Source organism: Mesorhizobium sp. M2C.T.Ca.TU.002.02.1.1, assembly GCF_003997225.1.
On record NZ_RZTO01000039.1, the window covers coordinates 1 to 15,989 of the forward strand.

The following is a 15,989-nucleotide window of genomic DNA, read 5'->3' on the forward strand; positions in this document are numbered from 1 at the left end:
GAGCAGACCATCGCCGGCAGCGTGCGCAGGAAGTCGATATGGCTGGCGGGAATGGCCTCGCGTATACGCGCATCCGCCTGTTCGCTCGAACCGTAGAGGCTTATCAGCCGGTCAGGGTCGACGCCGTAGGAGAACAGGGTCTCGCGGCCGCCATAGCCAAGCCAGGTTTCACGCGAGAGATGACCGTCCAGATAGAGGAGCAGCGCGACCTCATGGTTCCCCACGAGGCAGATGCGCTGGAAGCCCTTTGGCGGCGGCGCCATCAGATGGTCGATCACGCGCCGCGAATGCGGCCCCCGGTCGATATAGTCGCCCAGCATGATGATGATCTTGCGGCCGCGGAAGCGCTGCGCGTCGAGCTGGATCTTTCCTTCCAATGCGCGCAATTCGTCAAGGCAGCCATGCACGTCGCCGATCGCGTAGACGACCGTGTCGCGTATGTCCATGATGAGGCGCTCGCGCGGCGCGGGTCGAGGGCGTCTCGATCGTTGGAAAAGGTTCACGGATTGAGGCTCGATTACCCGCACTGTTTTGCGCCTCGTATCATACCGAATACCGACAATTCCACATCGGCGTGCCAAATCGGCGCTGAATGCGGTCGGCCAGCGGCCAGGTCAGGCGGCCCTCGGCCGACAGCGGAACAGCCTGCGCTCAAGCAACAGCCGGATGCGCCGCTCGGGCGCGACCACCGCCTCGCCGACGAAACCGCCGGTGGCGAAGAATAGTTGCACGCTGGGCCGGCAAAGCCGGCCGCCGCCGTCAAGGAACAGGGCGGAATGCCGTCAGTGGCGCGCCGAAACCGAAACCCGGTCGGGAAAAGGCCCGCATCCAAAAGCTGCGCTGACGGAAAATCACCGTGCCGACAGCCAGGAACCCTAAAATGTCGACCCCCGCCGAACATCGTCTTGTGCCGAGCCATGCCACGCCTGCGCAATGGCCCCCAAGACAAGTTTAGGAGCTATTGCTGCATTGCACAACAAACGATTGCGCCGCAGAACGGATTCGTGAACGCGAAGCCCGGCGGTGCACCGTACTTTGCGCTCGCCTATACACCGATGCCACGGTTCTTCAGCGCCGTGGTGATCTCATCCAATATCACGGGATCGTCGATGGTTGCCGGCATTGTCCATTGCTCCTTGTCGGCGATCTTCTGCATCGTGCCGCGCAGGATCTTGCCCGAGCGGGTCTTGGGCAGCCGCTTGATCGTCACCACGGTCTTGAAGGCGGCAACCGGGCCGATCCGCTCGCGCACCAGCCCCACCACCTCGCTTTCGATCGCGCCGGTGTCGCGCGACACGCCGGCATTGAGCACGACGAAGCCGAGCGGCACCTGGCCCTTCATGGCATCGGCAATGCCGATGACCGCGCATTCGGCGACATCGGGATGCGCTGCCAGCACCTCTTCCATCGCGCCGGTCGAGAGTCGGTGGCCGGCGACATTGATGATGTCGTCGGTGCGGGCCATCACATAGAGATAGCCGTCCTCGTCCATCATGCCGGCATCGGCCGTCTTGTAGTAGCCGGGGAACTCCTCGAGATAGGCCTGGCGGAAGCGGGCGTCGGCATTCCACAGCGTCGGCAGGCAGCCGGCGGGCAGCGGCAGCTTGACCACGACATTGCCGAGCGTGCCGCGCGAGACTTCATGGCCGGCATCATCGAGGATGCGGATGTCGTAGCCCGGCATCGGCACGCCGGGCGAGCCGTATTTCACCGGCAGCAGTCCCAGACCCGCCGGGTTGATCGTCATCGGCGATCCGGTTTCGGTCTGCCACCAATGGTCGACGACCGGCCGGTCGAGCTTCTGCTCCGCCCATTTGATCGTTTCGGGATCGGCGCGCTCGCCGGCGAGGAACAAGGTGCGGAACTTCGACAGGTCGTATTTCGGCACGAACTCGCCCTTGGGATCCTGCCCCTTGATGGCGCGGAAGGCGGTCGGCGCGGTGAACAGCGCCACGACGCCGTGCTCGGAGATCACCCGCCAGTAGGTGCCGGCGTCCGGCGTGCCGATCGGCTTGCCTTCGAAGAGCACGCTGGTGCAGCCATGCAGAAGCGGCGCGTAGACGATGTAGGAATGGCCGACCACCCAGCCGACATCGGAAGCCGCCCAGAACACTTCGCCGGGCTTGACGCCGAACTCGTTGTCCATGGTCCATTTCAGCGCGACCATGTGACCGCCATTGTCGCGCACGATGCCCTTCGGCTGGCCGGTCGTGCCCGAGGTGTAGATGATGTAGAGCGGGTCGGTGGCCAGCACCGGAACGCAATCGACATTGGCGCCGGCCGCCCGTTCGCGGGCAACTGCGTCCGCATAGTCGAAGTCGTAATTGTCCTTCATCTCGCAGCGCAGCTGCTCGCGCTGCAGGATGAGGCAGGCGTCGGGCTTGTGCTTCGACATCTCGATAGCCTTGTCGAGCAGCGGCTTGTAGGCGACGACGCGTCCCGGCTCCAGCCCGCAGGAGGCGGAGATGATCAGCTTCGGCTTGGCGTCGTCGATGCGCGTGGCGAGCTCATGCGAGGCGAAGCCGCCGAACACCACCGAATGCACGGCGCCCAGCCTGGCCGAGGCGAGCATGGCGATGGCCGCTTCCGCCACCATCGGCATGTAGATGATGACGCGGTCGCCCTTGCCGATGCCGCGATGCCGCAGCACCGAGGCCAGCGCGACCACCTCGCGCTTCAATTCGGCATAGGTGAATTTCCGGATCGTGCCGGTGATCGCGCTGTCATGGATCAGGGCCAGCTGGTCGGCGCGGCCGCCGGCGACATGGCGGTCGATTGCGTTATGGCAGGTGTTGCAGGTGGCGCCGGTGAACCAGCGGCCATAGACGCCTTGCGTCAGGTCGAAGACCTTTTCGGCCGGCTTGTACCAGTCGATCGCTTTCGCTGCTTCGGCCCAGAACCCTACGGGGTCGCGTTTCCAGCCCGCATAGACTTCGTGATAGCGTGAGGCCATCCGCCTTCCTCCCAAGAAACGTTCTGCCGCCTGCCATAGACTAAGCCGCGCGTCGCGGCCATGTCTTCCTGCATTTTGGTCGACATCGCCGGCAAACGTCTCTGTTCGGCGCCTCTGGCGGAGGCGTCGCTGTCACTCCGTGATCTAAGCCGGCTTAGAGCGGCAACGCCGCCAGCATCAGCCCGACGCCGCCGGCGATCAGGATGGCCGCTGCCAGCGCCTTCCGGTGGCGCTCGAATGCCGTCGGAGCCCGTTCCCAATTGTAACGCATACAGATCACTCCCCAAAGCCCGGCGGACTCATAGCTTACCCAACGGCAGGAACGCAAGACCTCGCTAATATTCGTCCCACGACGGCAGGATCCCCTTCGCCATCCATGCCAATGGACAGCCTCGCGGCGCCGCGCTAATTGCTCTTTCAGCGAAGGGAGCGGGCGGATGGCTGAAATCGGCTCTGAAACGGTGCTTCGGATGGCGGACGACGCGTCCGTGCAGCATGTCGGCGATGGCGCCGTCGTGCTTTTGGCGCGCAGTGGCCAGCTTTACACCTGCAACGACACGACCGAGGCTTTTCTCGGCAAGGTGAACGGCGCGCGCAACCTTAACCAGATCGTCGACCTGCTGTCGGACGAATTTGAGGTCGACAAGGCAACGCTCGACCAGGACATGGCCGAATTGGCCGCCGAGCTGGTGGCTGAAGGCATCCTCGCCGACCCGGGCGCATGATGGCCGACGGACCGGTCCTGCGCGCGCTGTTCCGCGTCCATTTGTGGCTCAGCGCCCGGCTGATGCCGGTGCTGGTCGGTCGGCGCGATTTCGAAGGCGTGTTGAGACTGGCGCCTCTGCAGTCGCCTGCGCCCTATCGTGACTTGCCCTGGACCTACATCGTCAATCGCGTCAAGCGAACGGTGCGGCGCCCCTGGCTGATGCGTGACCGCAGGTGCCTTCGGGAAGGTCTGCTCGGTTTTCGCTTCCTGCGCATGGCCGGCTTCGACCCGGAGCTGCGTTTCGGGGTCGACGCCAGGTCGATGCACGAGCCTCGCCTGTCGGCGCATTGCTGGGTCTGCCTCGACGGCAAGCCGGTGGTCAGCGACAGCCAGCCCGGCATGGTGGAGATCTACCGCCACCCCGCCAGGATGAAGGCGCCAGTCGCTTGAGCGACCAGACTTTCCGCTACAACCTCAACGGCCAGGTTATAGGCATCACCGCCGCGCGGGCCGATCTGTGGCCAAGCTTCGACCTGATGCTCGGCGCCCTGCGTGTAAACGAGCCTGTCCCGCCCGGTTTTCGCGTCGACATCGTCGAAACGCCTGAGTTGCAGGAGAACCCCGAAGGAAAGCTGGCTTTCGACGGCGACGTGCCGCTGGACGGCCATTGCCGCATGATCGACGGCGGAAGCGTCTTCCATCTCGTCTTTCCGGGTCAGCAGACGCTGTCGATCCGCGACGGCGAGGGCCGGGCCGAAATCCGTCTTCATCCCGACAGCAAGATCAAGTGGACTTTGCTGATGATGGTGCTGGATGCGGCGCTCGACGCCGACGGCCAGCATATACTGCACACCGCGGGTCTCACCTTGCCTGGAAAGGACGGCTTGGTTCTCATCCATGCGCCAAGCGGCACGGGCAAGTCGACGACGTCGCTGGCGCTTGCCTCGAGGGGTTTCGGCCTTTGCTCGGACGACGTGATGATCCTCAACGCGAGAGCTGAGGGCATCACGGCCTGGGGCATGCCGCGCCGGGTGAAGGTCCACCGCAACACGGCGGCGATGCTGCCCTTCGTCGCGCCTTGCCTCGGCGAGAAGTGGGACGCCGAGGGCGAGCAGTCCGTTTCGCTGGACTGCCTCGGCGAAATCATTCGGGTCGAGGATGTGCGCGCCAGGCCCGTCGCCGCGCTCCTGCATCTCGCGCGCTCGGCCGACACCGAGAACCGGCTATTGCCGATGGCCAGGACAGACGCCATGGTGGCTTTGGCCACCGACAATGTGCGGACCGGCATGACCGGCCTGCTGTCGCTGCAGAAAAGGCGCATGGCGATGATCGCGGCGCTGGTGAAGGCGGTGCCGACCTTCACGCTGGAGGTCGGGGCGAGGCCGGCCGAGGCGGCGGAGTTGATCCGCGCCAAGGTCGATATTTAGCCGAAGTGAGCTTTCCGCGCTTGCGCTGGATGCGCTCGCGGCCGTGCCAGCCTCTGCACCCAGCGGAAGGCATCGCGGCTGAGGCGCGAGCGCAGCTTCTCGCGCGAGTTGACGCGAAGCAGCATGTTGCCCGTGATCAGCCATTTCGCCAGCCGTATCGACAGATCCGGCTTGATGCGGTCCGCGAGCTCGATCGCGCGCGGCGCGCCGAACAGGCGCCCGGTCACGTTGAGCACCGTTGCCAGCTCCAGCTCGATCCCGGTCATGCGGGCGGCCTCGAGCAGACGCGCTTCGTCTTCCGGCGATTTCAACGCCCGCACGCCTTGCAGCACGTCGACGCAGAGCTGCAGCCTATGGAACTTGTGGCCGCCTGCGGCATGGACGATGGCGATGGTGAGCAGCGCCGCCGGCGTGTCGGTCTCGCCCTTGTCGATCGCCCGCAGCTCGCGAAAGCCGAGCGACAGACGCCTGCGCATGCCTGTGTCGTGCACCAGGTTGCCGTGCAATTCGATCAGCAGGCTGGAATTCTCTTTCTCCAGCCATTTGAATTCCTGCAGCGCGTGCGAGAGGGCCTCGCCGCTGCCGAGCTCGAAGCCGCATTCGGCGATCGTCCTGTTGGCCGTCTCGATGCCGGCGGGGTCGACGAGGATGTCGATGTCGGTGAACGGCCGGTCGGCAAGCTGGCGATAGAGCCTGCGCGCGAACACCGGCCCCTTGACGATCCGGGCCGGAACGCCTTTTGCCGCCAGCGCCTTCATGACGCGGTCGCCGTGATATTGCAGCAGCATCGACTGCCCGGTCGCCGTCGTCATCTGGTCGCGCAGCTCGGCAAGCTTTTGCCGCAGGCCCGCGTCATTCGGCAGATCGGCGTCGCCGCGTTCCCGGAGCTTGCGCAGCACGATCGGCAGCACGCCGTGGAACTCGGCATTGGCCAGCAGCGCCAACAGGTCGCCTGCGGAAACGTCGTTGCCCCAATCGGCGGTCGCCTCGGGGTCCGCAAGCTTGATCAGCAGTTTTTCCTGGGCAGGCGAAAGCTCGGGCAGCATCGTTCCGGCAACAGCAGCAAGGGTCCACGCATGCTTGCCAGAAAAGCGCGGGGTAAGCCAGCGACGGCTACATCCCCCAGCGCAGCGCCGCGGTGTGCACGGGAGCATCCCACAGCGCCGTCATGTCGTCGTCGAGCAGGGTTAGCGTGATCGAGCATCCGGCCATGTCGAGCGAGGTCACGTAGGAACCGACGAGCGAGCGGATCACTGTCACGCCGTGTTTCTCGAACATTTTGCGGGCGCTGTTGTACATCAGATAGAGCTCCATCGACGGCGTGCCGCCGAAGCCGTTGACGAAGAGCAGCGCCGGCCCTTCGGTCCGGCCGCCGAAATCGCCGGCAATTGCCGCGCAGACCTCTTCGGCGATGGCGTCGGCGCTTTTCAGCGCGTCGCGTCGCCGGCCGGGCTCGCCGTGGATGCCGACGCCGAACTCCATCTCGCCGTCGCCGATCTCGAAGGTCGGTTTGCCGGCCGCTGGCACCGTACCGCTGGTCAGCGCCACGCCCATCGAGCGTGTCGCTTCATTGACGCGGTCGCCCAGCGCCTTGAGTTCGCGCAGCGCCATGCCCTGCTCGGCCGCAGCGCCGACGATCTTTTCCACCACCAGCGTGCCGGCGACGCCGCGCCGTCCGGTCGTGTAGGACGAGTTCTCGACCGCGACGTCGTCATTGGTCACCACCTGCAGCACACCGTCCGCCATCTCGGCCGCCATATCGAAATTCATCACATCGCCTTCGTAGTTCTTGACGATGAACAGGCAGCCGGCGCCGGTGCCGACGGCCTCAACGGCGGCCAGCATCTGGTCGGGCGTCGGTGAGGTGAAGACCTGGCCTGGGCAGGCGGCGTCCAGCATGCCATGGCCGACAAAGCCGCCATGCAGCGGCTCATGGCCGGAGCCGCCGCCGGAGATCAACGCCACCTTGCCGGGCTTCAGCTCTCTGCGGCGGATGAATTTGCGGTCCTCTCCAAGCATGAGGATGTCGGCATGAGCCGCCGCAAAACCATCGAGGCTTTCGGCCAATATCGTGTCCACCGAATTGATGAATTTCTTCATGGCTGTCCTCCCATGCTTCCGCTAGCCGCTGCCCTTGCCGGCGATGCTGGTTATTTTCTGGATGAATTCGTTGATTGCCCGATCGAGCGCGGCGTTCTGCTTGTCGTCGCCGAAATCCGGCACGATCAGCGAGACATGGCGTGTCTTGCGCTGCCCGGAAGCGGCGGACACCTTGCCGGGATGCGCCTGGTGATAGGCGGCCATGAACTGGTCGCGTTCGGCCTGGCTGAAATGGCAGACGGAGAAGATGGCCGGCAGATGCTTTGACGGGATCGGGATCGAATAGGCCGGGCTCGATATCTGCGTGACGAAGCTGCGGTGCTTGCCGAGCGCATCGGCAAGGCGCTGGCGCATGCCGGATGGGCGCTGGTCGATGACCTGCGACAGGATCGTCTTGTAGGCGCGGATCGCGTCTTCCGAGCCGGTTTCGGCTATCCTGGCGGCCTTGGCCATACGTTTACACCGAAACGTCCGCGATGGCCGCCTTGGCCATGGCGAGTTGCGCGGGGGCGACCGACAGGTCACGCAGGCCCGCTTCGAGCAGCGCCGGGATGGTTGTCGGATCGCCGCCCGCGTCGCCGCATAGGCTGACTGGAATATCTCGCTCCCGTCCGAAGGCCGTGATCGCGGCGATCAGCCGCAGCATCGCCGGATGGCGCACGGAATTGAGATGCGCCACGGCCGCATTGTCGCGCGCGGCCGCCATCACATATTGCGTCAGGTCGTTGGAGCCGATCGAGAAGAAGGCGACGTCGGCGAAGGTTTCCGGCGCCAGCGCGACGGACGGCACCTCGACCATGATGCCGAGCGGCGGAAGCTTGTGCGCGACGCCCCGCGCGGTAAGCGCGGCCTGCTCCCCGGCGAATAGCGCGGCGGCTTGGCTGTACTCGTCATGCGTGGCGATCATCGGGAACATCACCTTCAGATTGCCGTGGATGGCGGCGCGCAGCAATGCCCGTATCTGCACGCGGAAGATATCACGCCGCGCCAGCGAGAGCCTTATACCGCGCAGACCGAGGAATGGGTTGGTCTCCTCGACGGTGAAACCCGGCACCGGCTTGTCGCCGCCGGCATCGACGGTGCGGATGGTCACCGGCTTGTCGCCCGCCCATTCCAGCACCTTGCGATAGGCACGGTACTGCGTCTCCTCATCCGGCAATGCCTTGCCGAACAGGAATTCGGTTCGCATTAGCCCGACGCCGTCGCAGGTCGCGACATCGATGCCGTCGACGTCGGAAGGGTAGGCGATGTTGACCTGGACGCGCACGGCGGTGCCGGCCTTGGTGACCGCCGGCTCGGTCAGGAATGTCCGCGCTGCGCCCTGGCGGTCGGCGAAGGAGGCGGCCGATTGCCGGAAGGCTTCGACCTCAGCCGGGGATGGCGAGAAGACGATCGCGCCGCGTTCGGCATCGAGCAGCGCGTCGCTGCTGAGCGGTCCGGCCGGGGCGCTGAGACCGACGACCATCGGAACGCCGCGCGAGCGCGCCAGCATCGCGACGTGGCTGGCGGTGCTGCCGCGCTTGAGCGCTATGCCGCCGCCTTTATTCCAATCGGTTTCGAGGAAGCGTGTCGGCGCGATGTCCTCGCCATAGAGGATCGCGCCCGGGGGCGCCTCGGCCTCGTTGTCCTCGCTCAGAGCTCGCAGTACCTGGTCGCGGATGTCGCGCAAATCCGCGGCGCGGGCGCGGAAATAGTCCTGGTCCGACGCTTCGTAGCCGGCGATCTCGCTGTCCAGCGCCGCGCGCCATGCGGCATCCGCCGGCTGCCCTGAGCCGATCGCCGCCAAGGCCGGACCGCTCAATGCGTCGTCCTCCAGCATGGCGATGTGGAATTCGAGGATGCCGGCGGCGTCGCCATCGGCGGTCTCGACCAGTGCCGTCAGCCGGCCGACGGCCGTGCCGATTGCGTTCACCAGTGCGGCTCGTTCTTCCTCGGTACTGGCCTTGGGCTTGTAACTGGCCGGAGGCTGGTCGAGGTCGAACAGCGGGCCTTCGGCGTAACCGGGGGAGGCGGGGATACCCTCAACCTGCATGGCTCGCGTTCCTTGCGGGCCTGCCGTCATGCAGATCGGTCTCAAGCGGACCGGGCATGGTCCGCATCCTCGTCGAAGTTACGCTGCACCAGATCGACCAGCGCTTTCACCGCCTGGGCCGCGCCGTCGCCCTTGGCGCGGATATGCAGCATGGTCCCTTTCGGCGCCTTGGCCGCCATCACCTTGACGATGCTTTTGGCGTCGAACCAGGGGCCGTTGGCGGCCACCGCCACTTCCACCTCGGCCGCGAACGACTTGGCAAGCTTGGTGAACTTCACCGAAGGGCGCGCGTGCAGGCCCACCGCGTGGGTGATCAGGACCGTTGCTTCGGCGGATGCGGACATTCAGTCGGTTCCCGTTCGTTCACGACGGCGACAATTCATGCGCCGTCGCCACCACTTCCTTGAGCGAGGCGCCGCCGGAGGATTCGGTCGCCGCCATCACTGCGCCTTCGACGATTGGCGCGTTGCAGACGACTATTCTGTGAGAGCGCGGCTCGCCGATCATCTCGACCGCCATCTCCGAGTTGGTCTCGGCGCCGCCGAGATCGACCAGTATGGCGACGCCCGCGTCCGACCAGGCCTCGTCGATCGCGCCCATGATCGCCTCGACGCTGGTGCCGAGCCCGCCATGGCCGTTTCCGCCGCACCATGCAAGCGGCACTTCGTCGCCCACCATCTGGCGCACCATGTCGGCCGTGCCCTCGGCGACCAAAGGCGAATGCGACACGATGACGATACCGACATTGCTCATCAAATACCCTCTATCGCTTCCGCGACTGCGCGCACCAGAAGCGCGGTCGAGCGCGCTCCGGCGTCCATGTGCCCGATCGAGCGCTCTCCCAGGAAGGAAGCCCGCCCGCGCAGGGCCTTCATCGGCACGGTGGCGTCCGCCGCCCGGTCGGCGGCATCGGCGATTTCCGCGCCCGTCTCACCTTGCGCCAGCGCGTCATACACCGGCTGCAGCACGTCGAGCATGGTTTTTTGCCCTGGCTGCGATTTGCCGCGCGCCGCGACCGCTTCGATCGCCTTGCCCAGCGCCGTCGTCAGCGCGGCGCGGTCCGGTGCCGGCGGCAGGTCCTTGCCCAGCGCCATGAACAGCGTGCCGAACAGCGGGCCCGAAGCGCCGCCAACGGTCATCACCAGCTTGGTGCCGACCGCTTTCAGCGCGTCGGGCAGCGGTTTTGCCGAAAAGGCGTCCGCCTCGGCGCGCACCGCCTCGAAGCCGCGCTTCATGTTCAGCCCGTGGTCGCCGTCGCCGATCGCCTGGTCGAGCGCCGTCAACTCGTCGGCATGCGCCGCGATCGTATCGGCCGCCGCCGCGATCAATCGGGAGAAATCGGCTGCGGCCATCATTGGTCCTTCATGCCGGCGCGAAGAGCGCCGCCACGGCAGCGAAAACTTCGGCCACGGCGAAGGCGCCGGGATCTGCGACGTCGAGCTGGCTGCCGATATAGGCGGAGCGCCCGGCCTTGGCCTTGCGCATCGCGGCGGTAGCCTCGGCGCCTTGCCGCGCCGCCTTGGCGGCCGCTTCCAGTCCGCCGGCGTCAAGGGCTCTCAGCGCCGGCTCCAGCGCGTCGACCATGGTGCGGTCGCCGATCCTGGCGCCGCCATAGAAGGTCATCCGGTCGAGGCCGGCAAGCAGTGCCTTGGGTAGAGTTGCGCCAAAACCCAAAGTCTGCGCGGCGGCGGTGAAGAAGATCGACAGCAGCACGCCGCTGGAGCCCCCCATGGACGTGCCCAGCGCGTCGCCGATCGCGGCGGCGGTCGCGGCCTTGTCGGCAAGCGGCAGCGTGTCGATGCGCTCGAGAATGCTGCGCGCTCCCGTCGCCACGGTCGAGCCGGTGTCGCCATCGCCTGCCTTGGCGTCCAGCGCGTTGAGCGGCTCTTCGAGCGCGATCAGCCTTTGGCAGGCGGCTCTGATCAGCCGCTCGGCGGCCGCGTCGCGGCTGCCGGGCTTTGTGGCTGTGCCGGCAGCAGGCTTGGCCATCGCGATAACGACCGGTGCGCGAACCGGCTTTGCCGGCAGCCAGGCATGCGGCCCGACGGGCGCCAGCAGCGCCGCCTCGCGTTCCGCATCCAGCTTGATCAACGACAGCGAAAAGCCGTTCATGTTGAGCGCTGTCATCAGATGCCCGGGGCCGACCGTCAGCGCCACCGCCTTTGCCAACGACGAAGACAGCACGGCATTCGCGATCAGCGCCATTTCGAGCGGTGGTACCGAGCCGAGATTGTTGATCAGCAGGGCGTAGCGGCTGTGCGGATCGAGCCGCGCCGCGAGGCGTTCCGCCATGATGGCGATCAGCTTGCTGGCGGCCTCCAGGGCGATGCGCTCGACGCCGGGCTCGCCATGGATGCCGAGTCCAAGCTCGCCATCATTCGCGCCGAAACGCTCCTCATGCGCCTGTCCGGGGATCGAGCAGGAGGAAAGCGAGATGCCGAGCGAAACGATGTCCTTCGCCGCCGCGCGCGCCGCGGCTGCGACCGACGCCAGGTCCCGGCCGCTCTCGGAAAGGTGACCGGCGATCTTGTGCACGAACAGCGTGCCGGCGACGCCACGCGGCTGCGCGATCTCCGGCAGGGCTATGTCGTCGGCAACGATCACCATCTCGACCGCGAGACCCTCTGCGCGCGCCTTCTCCGCCGCCAGTCCGAAATTGAGCCGGTCGCCGGTGTAGTTCTTGACGATCAGCAGGCAGCCGGCGGGACCGGTCGTGGCGCGGATCGCCGCCAGCACCGCCTCGACGCTGGGCGAGGCGAAGATTTCGCCGGAGACGGCCGCCGTCAGCATGCCGGCACCGACGAAGCCGGCATGCGAAGGTTCATGCCCGGCGCCGCCGCCCGAAACCACGGCCACCTTCGTCTTGTCCCAGTCGGCGCGCAGCACGACCTTGATCTCGGGATAGCCGTCGAGGCGGGCGAGCGCGCCCGACCCTGCCGTGGCGAGGAAGCCGTCCATCGCCTCGGTGACGATCGTGTCCTTGCGGTTGAAAAAGTGCTTCATGGATTTCGTCCAGTTCGTATCTGCGGTCGTCAATCGGTGTGCGAATACATGGCGCGAACCGGCTACATGAGCCTTTGCCCGTCCGAGCCGAAATAGAGCGGCGCGATGTAGCGGATCGTCACCTTGTCTCCCTTTGCGAGCGGCGTGTCGGGATCGGTCAGCGTCACCAGCTTCTTCGCCCCCACCGTGACATGCAGGTGGTTCTGGTCGCCGAGATGCTCGACCCAGTCGACGACGCCGTCGGCATGCCCGTTCATCGCCTTCTCAATCGCGAGATGCTCGGTGCGGGCGCCGATCGTTTTCGTGCCTGTCGGCGCGCCGCCATCCGGCAGCAGGCCGGCCGGCAGAAGGTTGATCGCCGGCTGGCCCAGGCGGGCCGCGACATGGAGGTTAGCCGGCTCCGAATAGATCGCGCGCGGCGTGCCGATCTGCACCAGAACCCCGTCGGAGAGGATGCCGATGCGGTCGGCCATGGTCATCGCCTCGATCTGGTCGTGCGTGACATAGAGCATGGTGGCGCCGAGCTCGGACTGGATGCGCTTCAGCTCCAGCCGCAGATCGGCACGCAGCTTGGCATCGAGCGAGGACAGCGGCTCATCCATCAGATAGATCGCCGGCTTGCGTACCAGCGCGCGGCCGATGGCGACGCGCTGCATCTCGCCGCCCGACAGTTTGGTCGAGCGGTTGTCGAGCTTGTGGTCGATGCGCACCATGCGCGCCACCTCCTCGACACGGCGGCGCACCGCGTCTTCCGGAAACCGCCGCGCCGGCGAGCGCAGCGGGAAGGCCAGGTTGTCGAACACCGACAGATGCGGGTAGAGCGAATATTGCTGGAAGACGAAGGCGGTGTCGCGCTCGGCCGGCGACAGCGCCGTCGCGTCATGGCCGCCGATATGGATCGTGCCGCTGTCCGGCCGCTCCAGCCCGGCGATCAGCCGCAGCGTCGTCGTCTTGCCGGCTCCGGTGGGCCCGAGCAGCACGACGAATTCGCCGTCCTTGATCGTGAGGTCGAGATTGTCGATCGCGACGGTCTCGCCAAAACTCTTGGTCACGCCCTGGATACGGACATCAGCCATGGCGCGCCTCCGCTGCCTGATCATGCATGGCGGTCCTGACCGCGCGGCCGGAACCCTTGTCGAACAGCGACAGCCGCGCGCTGCTCAGCGCCAGCCCGACCTGTTCGCCGGGATTGAGATGGATGCCTGCCGGCACGCGCGCCTTGATGATGCCGTCGGCCGTCTCGACGGCGACGATCTGCGTGGTGCCGAGATATTCGGTGCCGTAGATCGCGCCGCGCAGCTTCGAGCCGTCGTCGAAGCGGATGTGCTCGGGCCGAATGCCGAGCGCCATGTCGGCGGGCGCGATGTCCTCGCGCACTTCCGGCACCGCCACCTTGGTGCCCTGAACGACGATCTCCTTCGCGCCCCTGGCGAGGCCGCCGCCGAATTTCAGGAAATTCATCGGCGGCGAGCCGATGAAATCGGCGACAAACATGGTCGCCGGCCGGTCGTAGATCTCGCGCGGCGTGCCGAACTGCTCGATGACGCCGTGGTTCATCACCGCGATCTTGTCGGCCATCGACATCGCTTCCATCTGGTCGTGCGTGACATAGACGGTCGTGGCGTGGATGCGGTTATGCAGCTCGCGCAATTCGTGCACCATCAAATCGCGGAACTCGGTGTCGAGCGTGCCCAGCGGCTCGTCCATGAGGAAGCATTTCGGCCGCCGCACGATGGCGCGGCCGAGCGCGACGCGCTGGCGGTCGCCGCCGGCAAGGCCGGAGACGGATTTGTCGAGCAGATGGTCGATGCGCAAGAGCTTCGCGGTCTCCTCGACCCGTTGGCGGATCTCGGCCGACGCCATGCCCTGCGCCAGCAGTGGAAAGCCGATATTTTTGCGCACATTCATATGCGGGTAGAGCGCGAAGAGCTGGAAGACGAAGGCGATGTCGCGCTCGCGCGCCCGGCGCATGGTGACGTCCTCGCCGCCGAGCAGGATCTTGCCGCCGGTCGGCAGCTCGAGGCCGGCGATCATGCGAAGCGTCGTCGTCTTGCCGCAGCCGGACGGCCCGAGCATGACGAAGAACTCGCCGTCCTCGACGACGAAATTGGAATCCTGCACGGCGACGAATGCGCCGAAGGCCTTCCTCAGGTTCTGAACACGGATCTCGGCCATCGTTATTCCGGGAATTTCGAGACGATGATGAACATCACCGTGCCGGCGAGCATGGTGACGAAGGAATAGGTGTAAAGCGCCAGCGCGAAGGGCTGGAACAGCATCAGGAAGCCGATCGCGATGATCGCCGTCGCGATGTTTTCCATCAGCCCGCGCCTTGCCCAGCGGGGCCAGCGCGATTTGCGTTTTGCGGTCTGGATCGTGCTCATTTGCGCACCGCGCCGAAGGTAATGCCGCGCAAGAGCTGCTTGCGGAGCAGGATGGTGAAGACGAGGATCGGCACCAGGAAGATCGTCGTGCCCGCCGCCACCGCCGGCCAGTCCTGGCCGCCCTCGCCGATGATGGTCGGGATGAAGGGCGGCGCGGTCTGCGCCGTGCCGGAAGTCAGAAGTGCGGCGAAGGCATATTCGTTCCAGGCGAAGATCAGGCAGAAGATGGCGGTGGCGGCAATTCCGGTCGTCGCCTGCGGCAGCACGGTGCGCCAGAAGGCCTGCATCCGGGTATAGCCGTCGATCATCGCGGCTTCCTCGTATTCGCGCGGGATCTCGTCGATGAAGCCCTTGAGCAGCCAGACCGCGAGCGAGACGTTGACCGCGGTGTAGAGCAGGATCATGCCGAGCGCGGTGTCGGAGAGGCCGAGCTCGCGATACATCAGGTAGATCGGGATAGCGACCGCGATCGGCGGCATGAAGCGCGTCGACAGGATGAAGAACAGAAGATCGTCGGCCAAAGGCACCTTGAAGCGCGAGAAGCCATAGGCCGACAGCGTGCCGAGGAACACCGCGCAGAAGGTCGAGCCGAAGGCGATGATCAGCGAGTTGACGAAGCGCGGCAGGAAGTTCGACGGCCCGGCGATCACCATGTTGCGCTTGCGCACGGTCTCGTCGCAGAAGCCGGTCGCCGGTCCGAGCGCGTTGATGTATTCCGGCGTCTGCCTTGTGCGGGTCGTGAACAGGTTGCAATAGCCCTCGATGCTCGGCTGGAAGACGATCTTCGGCGGATAGGCGATCGAATCCGGTGGCGTCTTGAAGCTGGTGGCGAAGATCCACAACAGCGGCACGATCGAGATCAGCGCATAGGCGATGATGATCGTGCCGGCGATCAGCTTGGCGTTCGACGAGGGCGCGACGACGGAATGGGCGGTGGTCAGGCTCATCTCTGCTTCACCTTGTTGAGCGCCTTGACGTAGATGTTTGCGAGGCCGAACACCGCGACGAACAGGATGATGGCGAAGGCCGAGGAATAGCCGGTGCGCCAGCTTTCGAAGGCCTGCCGCTTGAGCGTGATCGAGGCGACCTCGGTGGTCGAGCCTGGTCCTCCGCCGGTCAACAGGTTGACCATGTCGAACATCTTGAAGTTCTCGATGCCGCGGAACAGCACCGCGAGCATGATGAAGGGCAGCGCCATCGGCAGCGTGATCGACCAGAACTGCCGCCAGTTCGAGGCGCGGTCGACCTCGGCCGCCTCGTAGATGTATTCGGGAATGGAGCGCAGGCCGGCGAGGCAGATCAGCATCACGTAAGGCGTCCACATCCAGGTGTCGACGATGATGATCGCCCAGGGCGCCAGCTCGACATTGGACAGCATCTGGAC

Annotated in this window: 18 protein-coding genes; 3 read left to right on the plus strand and 15 right to left on the minus strand. The window is 65.8% G+C overall.

Features of this window, described 5'->3' with window-relative positions:
* Positions 1-446 (minus strand): metallophosphoesterase (locus EOD07_RS03765; protein ID WP_245469822.1); only part of this gene is annotated, 446 nt, incomplete at its 3' end.
* A 599-nt stretch (positions 447-1,045) separates the two neighbouring features.
* Positions 1,046-2,953, minus strand: a complete 1,908-nt coding sequence (locus EOD07_RS03770) for a propionyl-CoA synthetase (protein WP_127234018.1) — start codon at positions 2,951-2,953, stop codon at positions 1,046-1,048.
* A 437-nt stretch (positions 2,954-3,390) separates the two neighbouring features.
* On the opposite strand from EOD07_RS03770, the gene EOD07_RS03775 reads away from it, so the two are divergent.
* The 3 genes from EOD07_RS03775 to EOD07_RS03785 are packed head-to-tail and all read left to right on the plus strand — an operon-like array spanning position 3,391 to position 5,086.
* Positions 3,391-3,678: a PqqD family protein gene (locus tag EOD07_RS03775; RefSeq protein ID WP_040988700.1), complete on the plus strand. Its 288-nt coding sequence runs from the start codon at positions 3,391-3,393 to the stop codon at positions 3,676-3,678.
* On the plus strand, positions 3,678-4,109 hold the full coding sequence (locus tag EOD07_RS03780) for a lasso peptide biosynthesis B2 protein (protein ID WP_127234019.1): 432 nt from the start codon (positions 3,678-3,680) through the stop codon (positions 4,107-4,109). The genes EOD07_RS03775 and EOD07_RS03780 overlap by 1 nt, the downstream gene beginning before the upstream one ends.
* Entirely contained in the window at positions 4,106-5,086 is a 981-nt protein-coding gene (locus tag EOD07_RS03785; protein ID WP_127234020.1) for a serine kinase, read from the plus strand. The genes EOD07_RS03780 and EOD07_RS03785 overlap by 4 nt, the downstream gene beginning before the upstream one ends.
* Here EOD07_RS03785 and EOD07_RS03790 read toward each other — a convergent pair.
* The 13 genes from EOD07_RS03790 to EOD07_RS03850 all read right to left on the minus strand — a co-directional run.
* Positions 5,083-6,132 carry a nucleotidyltransferase family protein gene (locus EOD07_RS03790; RefSeq protein ID WP_127234021.1) on the minus strand — a complete coding sequence of 350 codons (1,050 nt, stop codon included), beginning with the start codon at positions 6,130-6,132 and terminating at the stop codon, positions 5,083-5,085. The genes EOD07_RS03785 and EOD07_RS03790 overlap by 4 nt on opposite strands.
* A 67-nt stretch (positions 6,133-6,199) precedes the next feature.
* Positions 6,200-7,186 (minus strand): dihydroxyacetone kinase subunit DhaK, encoded by a 987-nt coding sequence (dhaK, locus tag EOD07_RS03795; protein WP_041008084.1) that lies wholly within the window; start codon positions 7,184-7,186, stop codon positions 6,200-6,202.
* 21 nt (positions 7,187-7,207) lie between these two features.
* Positions 7,208-7,639, minus strand: coding sequence for a hypothetical protein (locus tag EOD07_RS03800; protein WP_127234022.1), 432 nt, complete (start codon positions 7,637-7,639; stop codon positions 7,208-7,210).
* 4 nt (positions 7,640-7,643) lie between these two features.
* Positions 7,644-9,218 (minus strand): phosphoenolpyruvate--protein phosphotransferase, encoded by a 1,575-nt coding sequence (gene ptsP, locus EOD07_RS03805; protein ID WP_127234023.1) that lies wholly within the window; start codon positions 9,216-9,218, stop codon positions 7,644-7,646.
* Positions 9,219-9,259: 41 nt separating this feature from the next.
* The gene (locus EOD07_RS03810; protein WP_041008092.1) at positions 9,260-9,562 is read right to left on the minus strand and encodes an HPr family phosphocarrier protein; all 303 of its coding nucleotides are present in this window, start codon (positions 9,560-9,562) and stop codon (positions 9,260-9,262) included.
* A gap of 19 nt (positions 9,563-9,581) precedes the next feature.
* A complete protein-coding gene (gene dhaM / locus EOD07_RS03815; RefSeq protein ID WP_127234024.1) occupies positions 9,582-9,971 on the minus strand; it encodes a dihydroxyacetone kinase phosphoryl donor subunit DhaM in 390 nt (129 codons plus the stop codon).
* Complete coding sequence (gene dhaL, locus EOD07_RS03820; protein WP_127234030.1) at positions 9,971-10,570, minus strand: dihydroxyacetone kinase subunit DhaL; 600 nt, start codon at positions 10,568-10,570, stop codon at positions 9,971-9,973. The genes dhaM and dhaL overlap by 1 nt, the downstream gene beginning before the upstream one ends.
* A 10-nt stretch (positions 10,571-10,580) precedes the next feature.
* Positions 10,581-12,221 carry a dihydroxyacetone kinase subunit DhaK gene (locus EOD07_RS03825; RefSeq protein ID WP_127234025.1) on the minus strand — a complete coding sequence of 547 codons (1,641 nt, stop codon included), beginning with the start codon at positions 12,219-12,221 and terminating at the stop codon, positions 10,581-10,583.
* 62 nt (positions 12,222-12,283) lie between these two features.
* On the minus strand, positions 12,284-13,297 hold the full coding sequence (locus EOD07_RS03830) for an ABC transporter ATP-binding protein (protein ID WP_127234026.1): 1,014 nt from the start codon (positions 13,295-13,297) through the stop codon (positions 12,284-12,286).
* Positions 13,290-14,396, minus strand: a complete 1,107-nt coding sequence (locus tag EOD07_RS03835; RefSeq protein WP_127234027.1) for an ABC transporter ATP-binding protein — start codon at positions 14,394-14,396, stop codon at positions 13,290-13,292. The genes EOD07_RS03830 and EOD07_RS03835 overlap by 8 nt, the downstream gene beginning before the upstream one ends.
* Positions 14,397-14,398: 2 nt before the next feature.
* Positions 14,399-14,605 carry a hypothetical protein gene (locus EOD07_RS03840; RefSeq protein WP_127234028.1) on the minus strand — a complete coding sequence of 69 codons (207 nt, stop codon included), beginning with the start codon at positions 14,603-14,605 and terminating at the stop codon, positions 14,399-14,401.
* Positions 14,602-15,552 (minus strand): carbohydrate ABC transporter permease, encoded by a 951-nt coding sequence (locus EOD07_RS03845; protein WP_127234029.1) that lies wholly within the window; start codon positions 15,550-15,552, stop codon positions 14,602-14,604. Before EOD07_RS03845 ends, EOD07_RS03840 begins: the two co-directional genes overlap by 4 nt.
* Positions 15,549-15,989 (minus strand): sugar ABC transporter permease (locus EOD07_RS03850; protein WP_164772057.1); only part of this gene is annotated, 441 nt, incomplete at its 5' end. The genes EOD07_RS03845 and EOD07_RS03850, both read right to left, overlap by 4 nt.